The organism is Streptococcus oralis, assembly GCF_001578935.1.
In the GTDB taxonomy this organism is placed as follows: Bacteria; Bacillota; Bacilli; order Lactobacillales; family Streptococcaceae; genus Streptococcus; species Streptococcus oralis_R.
The window spans coordinates 1,192,057-1,210,462 of the sequence record NZ_KQ969521.1 but is presented as its reverse complement, the minus strand read 5'-3'; the positions used below and the strand labels follow the sequence as shown (position 1 = coordinate 1,210,462).

Genomic DNA, 18,406 nt, shown 5'->3' with positions numbered 1-18,406 from the left:
GCTTACTCATGTATGCGGATGAAAGGAATAGGAGAAAGATGGATAGACATTTTTTTGAGAAACGCTGTCACTATAGTATAAGAAAATTTGCAATCGGTGCAGCCTCCGTTATGATTGGTGCTAGTATCTTTGGCGCCAATATGGTTCAGGCGGCAGAAACAGCAACACCTTCAGAGACAGAGGGAAGTATCACTCATGTTCAAGCCTTGGATAAGCTACCAGATGATTTAGCCGCTGCGCTTGAAAAAGCAGATGCAGAAGCTGCAACAGACACAAGTCGTGAAGAAACTCCAGCGACTGATGAGGGAACCAATCCTGCAGCAAGTGAAGAGGCAAAACCAGAGACAAGTCCTGCAAGTCCCAAGCCAGCAGAAATGCCCAAACCGGTTGAAACACCAAAGGCAGAAAATCAACCTGCGGAAACCACTACACCAGCAGTAAAACCAGCTGAAAAGACAATCGAAGATAGAGAAGATGTCAACCATCTCGAGGGTGCTACTGCTCAGGCGAGCAACTATGAGACTGGGACCAACTTTACTGCAGATAAGGCCATCGATGGAGATGACAATACTCGTTGGGCTACGGACAAAGATGTACCAAAACCAACCTTCGAATTGACTCTTCCAAAAACTACCCTTATCAAGCATGTAGAAATAGACTGGGATCGTCGCCTCCGTAATGGGCAAAATGATCCAAATATCAAATCTTGGAGTCTCTATTACGCAGGCCAAGAAGATGTGGGGGTTAATGGAGAAAAACAATGGAAACTCGCTCATACCAAGACTGGAGAACCTGTTTTAGATGAGAAAGTAGATCTAGCTGAAAGTATCAAAGCTAAGTATCTCAAATTGGAGGTCAATGATTACCAAGCGGGAACCATGAACTGGAGAAACGTTGGTATCCAAGAAATTCGAGCTTATTCTAACGTTCCGGACCATAGTAAGGTAACGGATATCCGCCAAGTAACCGAACTAACAGTAGCAGAAGATGGACAGTCTCTTGTCTTACCAACTTTACCAGGAAAAGTCAGTCTCATCGGAAGCAATAAACAAGGTGTAATTGACCTTCAAAATCACATCCATAAACCTCTGACAGATCAACGCGTCAAGGTCATGGTCCAACAAATCAGAAACAGTCATACTTTCACTAAGGAATTTGAAGTAGTCATCAAGGGGCTACATCAGGACGAAGGTGTGGGTGTGAAACCAAAAGTAGCACCAGCTGTTCAACAATGGTATGGGAAAGAAGGCCAATCTTCTATCACTTCAGATACAGGCCTTGCGACAGGAGATTCTGGCTTTGATCAGGCTGCAACCTTCTATCAGTCAGACCTTGCCAGCCGTGGATTGGAAGTAGCAACAGGTGACAAGCAGGCTCAAAAACGAATCGAATTTAAAAAGGTTGAAAACAAAGGTTACGGTAAGGAAGGCTACGGCATCACTATCCAAAATGATGTGATTACCATCGAAGCTGCCACAAACACAGGAGCCTTCTACGCCACTCGTACTCTTCTTCAAATGGGAGAAACAGACCTACAAAATGGTGAAATTCGTGATTTCCCAAGTTTCAGCCACCGTGGCTTTATGCTAGATACAGGTCGTAAATTTATCCCTTATGACACTCTTGTAGACATCATGCTCAACATGGCTTACTACAAGATGAACGACTTGCAGTTGCACCTTAATGATAACTATATCTTCCTCAAGGAACACTTGGCAGGTAAGAGCTTAACACCAGAAGAAGAACTCAAGTATGTTCTTGAACATGCCAAGACTGGTTTCCGTGTGGAGACAGACATTGTCGGTAAGAATGGTCAAAAATTGACATCAGATGAGCATTATACCAAGGAAGAAATGCAAAATCTGATTAAACTTGCCAAGACCTTGCATATCAACCTAGTACCAGAAATTGACACACCAGGTCACGCCTTATCCTTTGTCAAAGTTCGCCCAGACCTCATGTATCAAGGTAGTTTGAGTGATTATGCTGGCAAACACAATGTTGAACGTGTTGCCATGCTAGACTTGGATAACAAGTACGAAGAAACTCTTAAATTTGTCAAATCAGTTTATGACAAACTTCTCGATGGTCCAGATGCACCACTTCATGGGGTATCCACTGTTCATATTGGAACGGATGAATACTATGGCAGCAGAGAAAGTTACCGTCGCTATGTCAATGATTTGACCCAATATATCAAGTCTAAAGGTTACACCCCTCGTATCTGGGGCTCACTCAGTGCGAAACGTGGGAACACTCCTGTTGATTGGAACGGAGTAGAGGTTGATATCTGGAGTATCGGATGGCAACGACCAAATGAAGCCATTGCTCAGGGAGCTAAGATTATCAACATCACAGATGTGCCGACCTATAGTGTGCCAAGTGGAAGCAATAGTCAAGCGGCCTACGGGGACTATGCTAACTACGAACGTCAGTACAATAGCTGGACACCGAATGATTTTAGAACAGGTGGAGGTCCACTTCTACCAGCTTCTCATCCAAGTATCCTTGGTGGTGGTCACGCAGTTTGGAATGACAATATTGACCTTCATGAGACAGGTTTGACCTCTTATGATATCTTTAAACGCTTCTTCAAGAGCATGCAAACCACTGCAGAGCGCACTTGGGGATCTGACCGTGTAGCTGCGACCTTTGCAGAACGCACCCTACCAACGAGCCCTTATGCGCCACAGTCAAATCCTGATAAAGAGATTGATCAAAGCGACTTGTTTACCATCAATCCTGAAACAGTCAAGAACTATGCGAGCAAGAAGGTGAAGACAAGCGAGCAGGGATTGGCTTTTGAGAAAGACAGCAGTATCGAAGGATTGGCTGGTGATGTTGGTCCAAGTCATGTCTTGAAGTTTGATGTAACTGTCACTGGAGACGGAGAACAAACCTTCTCAACAAGTGGGGACAACCGTATCTATCTAGCTGATAAAGACGGCTATCTTGCTTATCAATTTGAACAGTTCCATATCCAATTCAAGAAAAAACTTGAAAAGAATAAACGTTATCAAATCTCTATCGTGACCAAACCACAGACAACCGAAGTCTATGTGGATGGTGAAAAGATTGAGCGTATCGCGAACCCGGCCCACCCTCGTTTTGCCCACAATAGCTTGGTACTACCGCTTGAAAGCATCGGTGGCTTCAAAGGAATCTTGCATAGTGCAGAGTTGTCAGACAAACCATTTGTAAATCCTCGTTTGATTTCAAATGATAAGATTACTGCAACCGCAAGCAGTCAGCAACTTCCAGGAAACGCGACTGAAGGCGCTGTTGAAAAGGCCTTTGACAATGATCCAAATACCTTCTGGCATACTAAGTGGACTGGTGACACTGCGCCATACACTCTTACTATGACCTTGAAAGAAGCTGAAAAAGTCAATGGCTTGACTTATCTCCCACGTCCAGGTGGTGGAAATGGTGTTGTGACGCGCTACGAAATCTACGCACAAAAAGATGGTCAAATGGTTAAGGTTTCAGAAGGAAACTGGGACAACAACGCCCAGGAAAAAACAGTCAACTTTGCGGCGGTAGATACCAATAAGATCGAGTTGAAAGTATTGGAAGGCGTTGGTGGCTTTGCAAGTGCAGCTGAAGTTCATCTATTGAAACCTGTCAAAGAAGAGCAAGAAACGCCTGCACCAAGTCAACCAGAAAAACCAACTACACCTGAAAAACCAAAAGTAGACCAAACAGGTGATGGAACAGTTGAATTGGCAGATCAATTCACTGCAAGTAAACCAGCTAGCGAAGACAGCATTGAAGCTGCCAGCAAGAGCGCAGACTATCTCAAGAAAGAGTACAAGGTCTTCCCAACTCCACAAAAAGTGACTTATGGCGAAGGTGTCACAGCCCTTCGTAAGCAAGTCAATCTGGTTATGGGCGATCAACTCGATATCTATACTCGTAATCGCTTGAAGAGTGTCTTGCAGGACAATCAAGTATCTTATACAACTGGTAAGGCGGCAATCGCTGGTGCAACCAATATCTATCTTGGGGTGCATGGACAAGACTCACAAGCAGAACAAAACTTGTCCAATGTTTCAGCAGGTCTCTTTGACAAGATTGACGCCTATGTCTTGAGCATCAAGGATAATTCGATTTCCATCGTCGGAAAAGACACTGATGCAGTTTTCTATGGTTTGACAACCTTGAAACACATGCTCAAGGAAAGCCAAGTACCAGTCCTTCGCAATGTGACAGTAGAAGATTACGCAGAGCTCAAGAACCGTGGTTTCATCGAAGGTTACTATGGAAATCCATGGTCGAATGCCGATCGTGCAGAGCTCATGCGTTATGGCGGCGATTTGAAATTGAACCAATACTTCTTTGCACCAAAAGATGATCCATACCACAACAAGAAATGGCGTGAACTCTATCCAGAAGAAAAACTAGCTGAAATCCGTGAACTTGCTCGTGTCGGAAATCAAAGTAAAACACGCTATGTCTGGACCATCCATCCATTCATGAACAACCGCATCCGCTTTGGCAATGAAGCGCATTACCAAGAAGATTTGGCAACCATCAAGGCCAAATTTACCCAGTTGATGAAAGTGGGTGTCCGCGAATTTGGTATCCTTGCAGATGATGCTCCAAGCCCAGTCGGAGGCTACAATAGCTACAACCGCTTGATGCAAGATATGACCAAGTGGTTGACTGAAATGCAGGGAACTTACAGCGGTCTTCGTAAAGAAATGATCTTTGTTCCTGGCCAGTATTGGGGTAATGGACGTGAAGATGAGTTGAAATCCCTCAATGAAAATCTCCCAAGTTCAACATCCATGACCTTGACGGGTGGTAAGATTTGGGGTGAAGTCTCTGAAAGCTTCCTTTCAACTCTCAAGAACAATCTATCCGCAGGTGGCAAGATTTATCACCCAGTTTCACTTTGGATTAACTGGCCTGTAACAGATAACTCTAAACAACACTTGATTCTAGGTGGTGGTGAGAAATTCCTTCATCCAAATGTAGATCCAAGCTTGCTATCTGGTATCATGTTGAACCCAATGCAACAGTCTGAACCATCTAAGATTGCCCTCTTTGCAGGAGCTCAATACTCATGGAAACAGTGGAAATCAGAAGAAGAAGCTAAGAAAATCAATGATATTGCCTTCAATTTTGTAGAAAATGGTCATTTTGAAGATAGTAAGGTATCAGCAGCCTTCCGCGAACTTGGTAAGCACATGGTCAACCAAAACATGGATAATCGTGTCGTCAAACTAGAAGAATCTGTAGACTTAGCTCCAAAATTAACAGACTTCATGACCAAGCTCAAAGCAGGTCAGGATGTGACTGCTGAACGTGCAGCCTTGCGTGCAGAATTTGCCAAGATTAAAGAAGCAGCTGAACTCTATAAAGCATCAGGCGATAAAAAGATGGTTGCCCAAATCCACTATTGGTTGGATAATGCAATCGACCAAATGAATGCCCTAGATGCTTTCCTTACAGGAACTGAAGCCATGGCTACAAACGATGCAGCCAAACTTTGGGATAGCTACTATAAAGGTTTGAAATTGTACGAACAGTCTCAAACTCACACCTTCCATTATGTAGACCATATGGAAAAAGCTGAATTGGGTGTTCAACATATTCGTCCATTTATCCTATCCTTGAAAGAAGTTCTAGCGTCTGAAGTTCAAAAAGTCTTGCATCCAGATCAAATCATCAGTACCTTTATCACCAATCGAACAGGTGTAGAAGGTGGTTTAGCAGAAGTAACGGATGGCGATTTGGCAACTCATGCGATTATTAAATCACCAAATAGCATCAAGACAGGTGATTATATTGGTATGAAGTTCAACAAACCAGTAGCGATTCAAACCTTGACCTTTGCTATGGGAACTCAGGCTAATCCAAATGATACTTTTAGTAAGGCAGAAGTGCAGTATCTAGATGAAAATGATAACTGGGTAACCTTGAAAGAGCCAAGCTATGTCGGAAATGAATCCCTTCTTAAGTTTGAAAATCTCACTATCAAGGCCAAGGCAGTTCGCATGATTGCGACAGCAGATCGCGAGAACACTTGGTTTGCAGTTCAGGAAATTGCAGTCAACCGTCCAGTTGAAAAAGATCGTAGCCAACAAGCAACGACAGTCAGTCTAAGCTCAAACTTAGTTTACAAACTAAATACCTCAGCCCGTCAAATCACTGATGGCAAGGACAATACAGAAGCCATGATGGCAAATGCTGACGGTAGCAATACGACTCCAGTAGATGCCTGGGCACAACTTGACCTCGGTGAAGTCAAGTCAGTCACTAAAGTACGACTCCGCCAAGGAACGGGTGATAAGCTTGCTGCAGGTGTACTTGAGTACTCTACAGATGGAACTTCATGGCAAGAGTTGGATCGCCTATCAGGAGAACAAACTAAGGAAGTGACCAGAGCTATCAATGCTCGTTACATCCGAGTCCGCAATACCAAGGCTCTTGACCTCTGGTGGCGTATCCAAGACTTCTCTGTTGAGACACGCTCTGGAAATAGTGAGTTAACAGACACCGACGTGGAATCCTTGAAGGAAACGCCAGTAGTGGATAGCTTGGGCAGTTACGAGCTTCAAATTCCAGCTGGAACCAAACTCCCTGCTCATAGCTACCTAGGAATGAAGCTTGACCGTATCCATCAAATCAAGAGCATCCAGCTCAAAGGTCAGGCCAACCCTGCTCTTAGCCTAGAATACTCTGCAAATGCGCAAGAATGGACGCCAGCTAGCCAGTTGACAGACAGAGCTGTCGCAACCCACTTGGTACGTTATGTTCGTCTGGTCAATAAAACAGATCAGGAACAAGCTGTGACAGCCACTTCTCTCCTTGTGACAACCAAAGAAGTACAACCAAGCAAACTAGAATCTACAACTATGGACATTCATCCAACATACGGAAGCAATGATGTTCGTAAGCTGAACAACCTAGATCAATTGTTTGACGGTGTTTACAACAATTTCGTTGAGTTTTCAGACTACGCCCATAAAGATGGTCACGTAACCTTGAAACTTGGTAGCGAACGTACCATCAAGAAAATCAGAGCCTACATCCAAGACGGAACTCAAAACTACCTTCGTGATGGTAAGATCCAAGTCAGCCAAGACGGTAAAACTTGGACAGATGTCGTTACAGTAGGAGATGGTGTGGCCAATAGCCAACACGATGATTCATTGACAGATGGTTGGACACATGATTCTAAGATGCCAGGAAATCGCTACATCGAAGGTGAATTGACGATACCAGTCAAAGCTAACTATCTCCGTGTCCTCTATACGGCAGACTATGATGCCCGTTTTGTAGGCTTTACAGAATTGGTCATCAACGATGGTGAGTTTGTCAAACCAATCAATGATCCAACAGTAGAAGGAAGTAGTGGAGAAAGCCAAGGCAACCTTTATAATAATCTTGTAGACGGCAAAGTCTTGACCAGCTACAAGTCTGAAAAAGACAAGGGCGAATTGGTATATCACTTATCCGAACCAACCAAAGCTAACCACCTTCGTCTTGTCTCCAGTCTTCCTGAAGGAGCGCAAGCACGTGTTCTTGCGAGAACACTTAAGGATGGGCAAGACAGCTGGCTAGACCTCGGTGCCATTACATCAAGCCTCCAAACCTTCGCTATCCGAAATGGTGGCACTCTTCTAGATGTCAAATTAGTCTGGGAAGGTGGCAAGGCTGAGTTTTATGAATTGGCTAGCTTTTATCAAGAATTAACAGAAGAATCGGTTCAATCAAGCAAGGGTGAAGAGCAACCACCAGTTCTGGAGGTTCCTGAATTCACAGGTGGTGTCAATGCAGCTGAAGCAGCAGTACATGAAGTACCAGAGTACACAGGCCCAATCTCAACAGTAGGTGACCAAGCTGCTCCGACAGTTGAAAAACCTGAGTTTAAACTTAGCTCTTTAGCTTCTGATCAGGGTAAAACTCCAGATTATAAACAAGAAAGTGCTAGACCAGAAACAGCTGAACAAAGCTTGCCAGCAACAGGTGAGAGCCAATCTGACACAGCCCTCTTCCTAGCAGGTGTTAGCCTAGCTCTATCTGCTCTCTTTGTAGCAAAAACAAAGAAAGACTAGTATTTAGTAAAACCTCTTAACAAGATTACGAAATCCGTTTCCTATCTTTCCCAATGAGGTTTATAGTACAGAAAAGAGGCTGGGACAAAAGTCTAACCTTAAATATAAAAAGCGAACAAAACGAGTTATCTGACATTCAGGATTCGGTCTTGTTCGCTTTTTTGTCTAATCTATCGATTTTAAAAATTTAGAATAAAGAATTCCTAAAATCAAAATCTTTTTGTCCCAGCCTCTTTGTTAAACACATAAATGCAATAGTGCTATGAAAAAATCACCCAGAAAAATCCGGGTGATAAATGTTAGGGTTGTGCTGGTTGAGGATTCTGATTTTGGTTCTGGTTTTGTTGACCAGGCGTTGTATTTGGTTGCTGGTTATTGGTATTATTGTTTTCGCTATTATTTGTGTTTGAAGTAGTTGAGCTTGACTGTGAAGTTGAACTTTCAGATGTTGAGCTCGAACTTTCAGTTGTTGGGGCCTGTTGCGGAGCAGGAGTAGTCCATGCAGAACGAGCACCGTTTTTAAAGACGAACTCACCACTTCGATAGAGGCCTTCTGGCATGGTCCAATCGCCAGGATTGTTATCCTCAGACAGATAAGTCATCATTGAACGGTAAACTCTGGCGGCAACATAGAAGCCATCACCAACGATAGGTGTAAGGCGGTTTGAGTAACCTGTCCATACAGCCATTGAATATTTGCGAGTATAACCAACAAACATTTCGTCTGGAGCGACATAACCAGTATTTTTGATGTAGTTTTCAATTTCATCGTCTGTATAGTTTGATGTACCAGTCTTACCAGCTTGAGGTAGCCAAGGGAGATAAGCACCACGACCCGTTCCGTATGCCAAGACAGTCTTCATCATTTCTGTCATCATATAGGCAGTTGTTTCTTTCATAGCACGAGTACCGGGGTCAGTGTATTCTTTTGAGCTACCATCGCTAAAGACGATTTTATTGATATACATTGGTTTATGGTAGATACCACCGTTAGCAAAAGCAGCGTAAGCAGCAGCCATTTTCTCACTACTTGCTCCATACTTTTTGTCTGACTCAGTCGTGTTACTTGAAATCGCGTTGGCATAATGCATATCTGGATAGTCGATGCCGAGTCCATTCAGGAAGGTCTTGGCTCTATCTAAACCGACTTTGTTCAAGGTTTCTACAGCAGTAACGTTCCGTGATTGTTGGAGCGCATATTGGATGGTGATGTTTCCAAAGTAACTTTTATCCCAGTTGTAAACAGGAGTATCTGTTCCAGGATAATTGTAAGGGACATCATGTACAATCGAAGCAGTTGAGTCATAGATGTCATACTCTAAAGCAGGAGCATAGTCTGTGATTGGCTTCATGGTAGAACCCCAGTCACGGTTGGTTTCCACAGCTTGGTTGATCCCGAAGGAAACATTGCTTGATTGGTGACGAGAACCTAACTGAGCAATGACTTTTCCGTTTGTCACGTCCACAATCGTTGAAGCTACTTGCATTTCATCATCTGGATAGTTGACATACTCGTCGGTATTGTAGATATCCCAGAGATGTTGTTGAACTTTAGGATCAACGTTGGTGTAGACATCCATACCAGTCGTTAAGAGGTTGTAGCCTGTTTCTTGTTCGACTTGATCGATTACCTCTTTGAGATAGTTATCCATATATGGAGGATAACTATTAGCCGATTTTAGACTTTGAAGTCCATCTGTAATCGGAGTATTAATCGCTTTTTCATATTGCTCAGCTGTAATGTAACCTTGCCCTTTCATCTCGGAGAGTACGAGATTACGACGTTCTTGAGCGGCTTCTGGATGCGAGTAGGGGTCATACTGGTTTGGAGCCTGAGGCATACCAGCAAGGAGAGCCAATTGAGGAATGCTTAGATCTTTGAGATCCTTGCCATAGTAACTTTGGGCAGCTGTCTGCATTCCGTAGTTACCGTTTGACATGTAAACCTTGTTGATGTAGTAGGTCAAGATTTCTTGTTTAGTCGCTTTTTGTTCTAGCTGAACGGCGAGCCATGCCTCCTGGGCCTTACGAGAAAGGGTTTGATCAGAAGTTGACGTAGAGAAATAAGTTAACTTGATTAACTGCTGCGTCAAGGTTGAAGCTCCTTGCAGACCTCCACCACCACGAAGGTTTCGAAGGGTAGCACCTAGGATACGGATCGTGTCGATTCCTCGGTGATTAAAGAAGCGATGGTCCTCAATCGAAACAATAGCGTTGACCAAATCGGTCGGTATTTCGTTTGCTTGAGCATTGACCCGACGTTCCGAACCAAGATCAGCGATAAGCTCGTCATTGCTATCATAGATCTTACTTGACGTTGTAGCGACTAGTTTACTTTCAGAAAGTTGGGGAGCCTTGCTAACATAGTAGAGGAAGAGACCTCCACCAAGCATTACAGCTGCGATAAATACAGTTAAGAGACTGATACTGACATACTTAGCTATTCGCAGAAAAGTTTGTTTGTTCATCTTGTTTTACCACCTAGTAAATGTTCTTTGATAATGTCGAGGTAGGGAATTTGAGGAAAGGCCCCAGGCTCAATCCTATATCCATTTTCTCGAATATATCCAAGTGGCATTGACTTCTGTCCCTTATCTTGATGATAGAAACGGATGAGGTCAATAGCCGGTAATAAGTAGGTTTCTTGCTGAGAAGAAAAGTGAAGGAGTACAAAGCAGATTCCTTGCTGGGCAAGGACTTGTTCCATATGCTGGATCTGATGGAGATGAAAATTCTTCATCGGTATCGCATGTTTTTGCCTGGTTTCCTTTGCTTCAAAGTCGATGTAGTATCCATCATAAACCCCTGAATAGTCAGTAGTTGAGGCTTGTCTAAAGTAGGCTTCAACAATCTTGGCTCGACTTCGCTGGGGATAGTCGACACGTACGATTTGGATGGGAGTAGGTTTCTTGTGAATAACAGCTAACCCATGCGACAAATAGTAGTCGTTCGTAGCATTAATCATCTTTTCAAAAGACATTCCCCGATTTGCGAAATTTTTAGTTTGTGACAGGGGTGCTTGCCTCTTTTGAGATGAAATTTTATGTGGATAGTTGACCATAATTCTCCTTATTGGTACAATAACATCACTCTATTATATCATAAATTTACAAAGAAAGGGTTAAAAATGACATCAGCCTTGATTTTAGGCTATTCAGCCTTGGACCTTGGTCTCTTTAATGACAAGGATATTCGCGTTTGTATTATAAAAACAGCCATTCGGAGAGACCTGGAACGTCTAGCAGAGGATGGGGTGAACTGGCTTGTCTTTACAGGGACTTTGGGCTTTGAGTACTGGGCGCTTCAGGTGGCAAAAGACATGCAAGCAGACTATGGATTTCAACTGGCGACCATTTTTGACTTTGAAACCCATGGTAGTAATTGGAATGAAGCAAATCAAGCGAAATTGAGTGAGTTCAAGCAGGTTGATTTTGTCAAATACGCCTATCCACAATATGAGCACAAGGGACAACTACATGATTATCAGAAATTTCTGCTGGAAAATACAGATACTTGTTACCTTTTTTACGACGAAGAAAACGAAACCAAGTTACGATATTTTTACCAAATGATGAAAAATCAAGCGGACTATGTTACAAGAAGATTAACATTTGAGGACTTAAATGAAATAGTAGAAAATTTTCCTGAAAAGTAAGCCTTTGACCTTGATTTTTACTTGTCTTTTTTTATATAATAATACTAGTAAACCAGAATGGAGAGAGACATGGCAAGTATTATATTTTCAGCGAAAGATATTTTTGAACAAGAATTTGGACGTGAAGTACGTGGATACAGCAAAGCAGAGGTAGATGAATTCCTAGACGATGTGATTAAGGACTATGAAACCTACGCAGCTTTGGTCAAATCCCTTCGTCAAGAGATTGCTGATTTGAAGGAAGAATTATCTCATAAACCACAGGTAGCGCCAACTCAACCAGACTCTATTGAAGTAACGGCTTCTACTTCAATGACAAACTTTGATATTTTGAAACGCTTAAATCGTCTCGAAAAAGAAGTATTTGGTAAGCAAATCTTAGACAACCAAGATTTATAATTGACTAAGGAATGAGTGCAATTTTTGGATAATCGCGTGAAGAGGTTCTCTTTTCATGAGGAAAGTCCATGCTAGCACAGGCTGTGATGCCTGTAGTGTTTGTGCTAGGCGAATCCATAAGCCTAGGGACGAGAAATCGTTACGGCAGTCGAAATGGCTAAGTCTTCGGATAGGTCAGAATAGGCTTGAAAGTGCCACAGTGACGGAGTCTTTCTGGAAACAGAGAGAGTGGAACGCGGTAAACCCCTCAAGCTAGCAACCCAAATTTTGGTCGGGGCATGGAGTGCACGGAAACGAACGTAGTACTCTGACTGCTAGCAGATTTATGCTGTTAGCGGTAGACAGATGATTATCGAAGGAAGTGGTCCTAGTCACTTCTGGAACAAAACATGGCTTATAGAAAATTGCATATAGGTTGGGGCTGAGAAATCTTTCTCAACCTCATTTTTTAAAGTGAACAAAAGAAAGGTCTTGCAAGACTAGAAATGAAAGAACAATTTAATTTAATTGCAACTGCTGCGGCGGGTCTTGAGGCTGTCGTTGGACGTGAGGTGCGAGACCTTGGTTATGATTGCCAGGTTGAGAATGGACGTGTCCGCTTCCAAGGAGATGTGAAGGCAATCATTGAGACCAATCTTTGGCTTCGTGCAGCGGATCGCATCAAGATTGTAGTTGGAAGTTTTCCAGCTAAGACCTTTGAAGAGCTTTTTCAAGGTGTTTTTGCTCTAGATTGGGAAAACTATCTCCCGCTTGGGGCGCGTTTCCCGATATCAAAGGCAAAATGTGTGAAGTCTAAACTTCATAACGAGCCCAGTGTTCAGGCTATTTCTAAGAAAGCTGTTGTGAAGAAATTACAAAAACACTATGCCCGCCCAGAAGGAATTCCCTTGATGGAAACTGGTCCCGAGTTTAAGATAGAGGTATCTATTCTGAAAGATGTGGCAACGGTCATGATTGACACGACAGGTTCTAGCCTCTTTAAACGTGGTTATCGTACGGAAAAAGGTGGAGCGCCTATCAAGGAAAATATGGCAGCGGCCATTTTACAACTATCTAACTGGTATCCAGACAAGCCCTTGATTGATCCGACTTGTGGTTCAGGAACTTTCTGTATCGAGGCGGCTATGATTGCCAGAAAGATGGCTCCTGGCCTTCGCCGTTCCTTTGCTTTTGAGGAATGGAACTGGGTCAGCGATCGGTCAATCCAGGAAGTTCGCACAGAGGCGACTAAGAAAATTGATCGTGAACTTGAGCTGGACATTATGGGCTGTGATATCGATGCTCGCATGGTGGAAATTGCCAAGGAAAATGCTCAAGTAGCAGGTGTCGTAGGCGATATCACCTTTAAGCAGATGCGGGTACAGGACTTGCGTACAGACAAGATTAATGGCGTTATCATTTCCAATCCACCATATGGGGAACGCTTGTCTGATGATGCAGGAGTTACCAAACTCTATGCTGAGATGGGACAAGTATTTGCACCACTGAAAACGTGGAGTAAATTTATCCTGACGAGTGACGAAGCTTTTGAAAGCAAGTACGGAAGTCCAGCTGATAAAAAGCGAAAACTGTATAATGGGACCTTAAAAGTGGATTTGTATCAATACTTTGGTCAGCGTGTCAAACGCCAAGAGGTAAAATAGAAAGGTGAACTCATGAGTAAGAAAAGACGTGATCGTCATAAAAAAGGACATCAAGAACCACAATTCGACTTTGACGAAGCAAAAGACTTGACTGTTGGTCAAGTCATTCGTAAGAATGAAGAGGTTGAAGCAGGAGTATTACCTGAGGACAGTATCTTAGACAAATACATCAAACAGCACCGTGAAGAAATCGAAGCCGACAAGTTTGAAACTCGTCAGTTTAAAAAAGAAGAGCTAGCTTCTACTCAAAACCTAGAGGAAATGATCCAAGAAGTTCGTGAATCAAGTGAATCTTCTGATCAGGTAGACGATTCAGACCTGGTTGCTGAGGAATCTATTGAAGAGATAGATAATGATGAGACTACTCAGTTTGTTCCACCGCTTCAAGATGAAGAAAATGTTGAAATAGAGCCTCTCGTTTTAACAGAAACAGAGCCTAAGGAAATAAATGAGGAACAAGAAGAGGAGACCTATACACCTCTATCACGTTCGGCTCAAACAGAACCTGAAACAGGCTCTAAGAAGAAAGGTGTCATCATCATTGCTTCTGTAGTAGCTGCAATCCTTGTGCTTGCTGGAACATATTATGTCTACCGTCAAGTATCTCGTTCAAACCAAGAGATCCAGTCTTCTCAAGCAGCCTCTTCGGATGATCAAGGGACACAAACAGCTTTGAAAGACTTCAATGATCTCTATGATACTTTCTATACAGATACTAATAAGACAGCTCTGAAAAACAGCCAGTTTGATAAATTGAGCCAATTGAAAACCTTGCTAGATAAGTTAGAAGGTAGCCGTGATTATACACTAGCTAAGTCAAGATATGATAGTCTAGCAACTCAAATCAAGGCTATTCAAGATGTTAATGTCCTCTTTGAAAGTCCAGCTATTACGGATGGTGTCTTGGATACCAATGCGAAAGCCAAGGCGGATGCTAAATTTACAGAAATTAAGACAGGCAACACAGAACTAGACAAACTCTTGGATAAGGCCATTAGTCTTGGCAAGAGCCAACAAACCAGTGCTTCCAGCTCAAGTTCAAGCTCTAGCACGAGTCAAGCAAGCTCAAGCTCAGCTACAGAAAGCAATGCAAGCAGTACGACCCCTTCAACAAGCACCACGGCACCAGCTAGAGATACAAATGGTGGTTTGTCTGGCGATGGGGTTAATCTTCAAAGAAGTGCTAGTCGTGTACCCTACAACCAATCAGCTGTAGACGATAGCAATAACCCTGCTTGGACGTTTGCAGATGGTGTATTGGAACAAATCCTAGCAACCTCACGTGCTCGTGGCTATATCACTGGAAATCAATATATCCTAGAACGTGTCAATATTGTAAACGGAAACGGCTATTACAACCTCTACAAACCAGATGGAACCTACCTCTTCACCCTCAACTGTAAGACTGGTTACTTTGTAGGGAATGGTTCTGGCCATGCAGATGACTTGGACTATTAGGAGTCCGTTACAAAATTCTTTCCTTTCATAGGTAAAAATGATAAAATAAAACAAATTAAATAAGAGGAGTGTCACATGACAAAAGCTAACTTTGGTGTCGTTGGTATGGCCGTAATGGGTCGTAACCTTGCCCTTAATATTGAATCTCGTGGTTATACAGTTGCCATTTACAACCGTAGTAAAGAAAAAACTGAAGATGTGATTGCTTGCCATCCTGAAAAGAACTTTGTGCCAAGCTATGATGTTGAAAGCTTTGTAAACTCAATCGAAAAACCTCGTCGTATCATGCTGATGGTTCAAGCTGGACCTGGTACAGATGCTACAATTCAAGCCCTTTTGCCACATTTGGATAAGGGAGATATCTTGATCGACGGCGGAAACACTTTCTACAAAGATACCATCCGTCGTAATGAAGAATTGGCAAACTCAGGTATCAACTTTATCGGTACGGGAGTTTCTGGTGGTGAAAAAGGTGCCCTTGAAGGTCCTTCTATCATGCCTGGTGGACAAAAAGAAGCCTACGAATTGGTTGCGGACGTTCTTGAAGAAATCTCTGCAAAAGCACCAGAAGATGGGAAACCATGTGTAACTTACATCGGCCCTGATGGAGCTGGTCACTATGTGAAAATGGTCCACAACGGTATTGAGTATGGTGATATGCAATTAATCGCAGAAAGCTATGACTTGATGCAACACTTGCTAGGCCTTTCTGCAGCAGACATGGCTGAAATCTTTACTGAGTGGAACAAGGGTGAATTGGACAGCTACTTGATCGAAATCACAGCAGATATTTTGAGCCGTAAAGACGATGAAGGTCAAGATGGTCCAATCGTAGACTATATCTTGGATGCTGCTGGAAACAAGGGAACCGGTAAATGGACTAGCCAATCCTCACTTGACCTTGGTGTGCCATTGTCACTGATCACGGAATCAGTATTTGCCCGCTACATCTCTACATACAAAGAAGAGCGTGTGCATGCTAGTAAGGTTCTTCCAAAACCTGCTGCCTTCAAGTTTGAAGGAGACAAGGCTGAGTTGATTGAAAAGATTCGTCAAGCCCTTTACTTCTCAAAAATCATTTCATACGCACAAGGTTTTGCGCAATTGCGTGTGGCTTCTAAAGAAAATAACTGGAACTTGCCATTTGCGGACATCGCATCTATCTGGCGTGATGGCTGTATCATCCGTTCTCGTTTCTTGCAAAAGATTACAGATGCCTACAACCGTGATGCAGACCTTGCAAACCTTCTCTTGGATGAATACTTCTTGGATGTTACAGCTAAGTACCAACAAGCAGTTCGTGATATCGTAGCTCTTGCTGTTCAAGCTGGTGTACCAGTACCAACTTTCTCAGCAGCTATTACTTACTTTGATAGCTACCGTTCAGCTGACCTTCCTGCTAACTTGATCCAAGCGCAACGTGACTACTTTGGTGCCCACACTTACCAACGTAAAGACAAAGAAGGAACATTCCACTACTCTTGGTATGACGAAAAATAAGTAGGTCTGCCATGGGGAAACGGATTTTATTACTTGAGAAAGAACGAAATCTCGCTCATTTTCTCAGTCTGGAACTCCAAAAAGAGCAATACCGTGTTGATCTAGTCGAGGAGGGGCAAAAAGCCCTCTCCATGGCTCTCCAGACAGATTATGACTTGATTTTACTGAATGCTCGTCTGGGNGGGGGTGACGGCCCAGGATTTTGCAGAGAGGCTGAGTCGGACAAAACCTGCCTCAGTCATCATGGTCTTGGATCATCGCGAAGAATTGCAAGACCAGATTGAGACAATCCAGCGCTTCGCCGTTTCTTACATCTATAAGCCAGTGATTATTGATCAGCTGGTGGCTCGTATTTCAGCGATTTTCCGAGGTCGGGACTTTATCGACCAACACTGTAGTCAGATGAAGGTTCCAACGTCTTACCGCAATTTGCGTATGGATGTAGAACATCATACCGTTTATCGTGGCGAGGAGATGATTGCTCTGACGCGCCGTGAGTATGACCTTTTGGCCACTCTCATGGGAAGCAAGAAGGTCTTGACTCGTGAGCAGTTGTTGGAAAGTGTTTGGAAGTACGAAAGTGCGACAGAAACCAATATCGTGGATGTTTATATCCGTTATCTACGTAGCAAGCTTGATGTAAAAGGTCAAAAAAGCTACATTAAAACCGTGCGTGGTGTTGGGTACACCATGCAAGAATAGAAAAGCAGTTGTGTAACTGCTTTTTTTTGAGAAGTTTCTATATATTGACATATAGTAAAGTCTTTGCTACAATCAGTTATGGAGGATACTAAAATGAAACTTTTGAAAAAAATGATGCAAGTTGCACTAACAGCATTTTTCTTTGGTTTGCTAGCTACAAATACAGTATTTGCGGATACCACGGGTGGACAGTTTGTTGATAAGGATAATAGAAAATACTATATAAAAGATGACCACAAAGCGATCTATTGGCATAAAATAGACGGTAAAACCTACTATTTTGGTGATGGAGGAGAGATGGTTGTCGGTTGGCAATACTTAGAAATTCCTGGGACGGGGTATCGTGATGATTTATTTGATAATCGTCCAGTTTTCGAAATTGGCCTTCAACAGAAGTGGTACTACTTTAACCAAGATGGGGTACTTCAAGAATTTGTTGGCTGGCAACAATTAGAACTTAAGGATTCATTAAATGTTGGCAAAAAACATGGTGAAGGCTTTGAAGGCCCAGAAGTCCTTAAGTTAGCAAATTATTACTTTAATGAAGATCATTCTTTAAAGACAGGTTGGCTCTACGATCAATCTAACTGGTACTATCTAGCAAAAACAGGTTATTCAGGGAAAGACTACCTCGGTGGTGAAAGACGTGCGGGTTGGATAAACGATGATTCGACTTGGTACTATCTAGATCCAACAACTGGTATTATGCAGACTGGTTGGGAATATCTGGGTAATAAGTGGTACTACCTCCGTTCATCAGGAGCTATGGCGACTGGCTGGTATCAGGAAGGTTCGACGTGGTATTATCTACAAACAAGTAATGGCGATATGAAGACAGGCTGGTTCCAGGTTAATGGTAAATGGTACTACGCATATAGTTCAGGTGCTTTGGCAGTGAATACGACTGTAGAAGGCTATTCGGTCAACTATAATGGCGAATGGGTCCAATAATGAAAGAGGCGATTGTGAAGGAAACAATCGCT

The 18,406-nt window shown here is 42.9% G+C and carries 9 protein-coding genes, 1 other RNA gene and 1 pseudogene; 9 read left to right on the top strand and 2 right to left on the bottom strand.

What is annotated here, in order from left to right; translation table 11 throughout:
* The first annotated feature begins 38 nt into the window (after positions 1-38).
* Positions 39-8,066, top strand: a complete 8,028-nt coding sequence (locus SORDD15_RS05930) for an SIALI-17 repeat-containing surface protein (protein WP_061415441.1) — start codon at positions 39-41, stop codon at positions 8,064-8,066.
* A gap of 299 nt (positions 8,067-8,365) precedes the next feature.
* Here the strand turns inward: SORDD15_RS05930 and pbp1a are convergent, their stop codons facing one another.
* Both pbp1a and recU read right to left on the bottom strand, forming a co-directional pair.
* Positions 8,366-10,534: a penicillin-binding protein PBP1A gene (gene pbp1a, locus SORDD15_RS05925; protein WP_061415440.1), complete on the bottom strand. Its 2,169-nt coding sequence runs from the start codon at positions 10,532-10,534 to the stop codon at positions 8,366-8,368.
* Positions 10,531-11,127, bottom strand: a complete 597-nt coding sequence (gene recU / locus SORDD15_RS05920; RefSeq protein WP_000248756.1) for a Holliday junction resolvase RecU — start codon at positions 11,125-11,127, stop codon at positions 10,531-10,533. The genes pbp1a and recU overlap by 4 nt, the downstream gene beginning before the upstream one ends.
* A 66-nt stretch (positions 11,128-11,193) precedes the next feature.
* Between recU and SORDD15_RS05915 the strand changes: the two genes are divergently transcribed.
* From SORDD15_RS05915 to SORDD15_RS05880, 8 genes and pseudogenes are all read left to right on the top strand, one after another.
* Positions 11,194-11,721: an SLOG family protein gene (locus SORDD15_RS05915; protein ID WP_061415438.1), complete on the top strand. Its 528-nt coding sequence runs from the start codon at positions 11,194-11,196 to the stop codon at positions 11,719-11,721.
* A 69-nt stretch (positions 11,722-11,790) separates the two neighbouring features.
* The gene (gene gpsB / locus SORDD15_RS05910; protein ID WP_000146523.1) at positions 11,791-12,120 is read left to right on the top strand and encodes a cell division regulator GpsB; all 330 of its coding nucleotides are present in this window, start codon (positions 11,791-11,793) and stop codon (positions 12,118-12,120) included.
* A 20-nt stretch (positions 12,121-12,140) separates the two neighbouring features.
* An RNA gene (rnpB, locus tag SORDD15_RS05905) (RNase P RNA component class B) lies at positions 12,141-12,522 on the top strand.
* A gap of 83 nt (positions 12,523-12,605) precedes the next feature.
* Positions 12,606-13,763 (top strand): THUMP domain-containing class I SAM-dependent RNA methyltransferase, encoded by a 1,158-nt coding sequence (locus tag SORDD15_RS05900; protein ID WP_061415436.1) that lies wholly within the window; start codon positions 12,606-12,608, stop codon positions 13,761-13,763.
* Positions 13,764-13,775: 12 nt separating this feature from the next.
* Positions 13,776-15,221, top strand: a complete 1,446-nt coding sequence (mapZ, locus tag SORDD15_RS05895; protein WP_061415434.1) for a cell division site-positioning protein MapZ — start codon at positions 13,776-13,778, stop codon at positions 15,219-15,221.
* A 75-nt stretch (positions 15,222-15,296) separates the two neighbouring features.
* On the top strand, positions 15,297-16,721 hold the full coding sequence (gndA, locus tag SORDD15_RS05890; RefSeq protein WP_061415431.1) for an NADP-dependent phosphogluconate dehydrogenase: 1,425 nt from the start codon (positions 15,297-15,299) through the stop codon (positions 16,719-16,721).
* An 11-nt stretch (positions 16,722-16,732) separates the two neighbouring features.
* Positions 16,733-17,423 (top strand): annotated as a pseudogene (locus tag SORDD15_RS05885) (response regulator transcription factor).
* Between the two features lie 93 nt (positions 17,424-17,516).
* Entirely contained in the window at positions 17,517-18,374 is an 858-nt protein-coding gene (locus SORDD15_RS05880) for a PspC-like choline-binding domain-containing protein (RefSeq protein ID WP_061415430.1), read from the top strand.
* Positions 18,375-18,406: the final 32 nt, after the last annotated feature.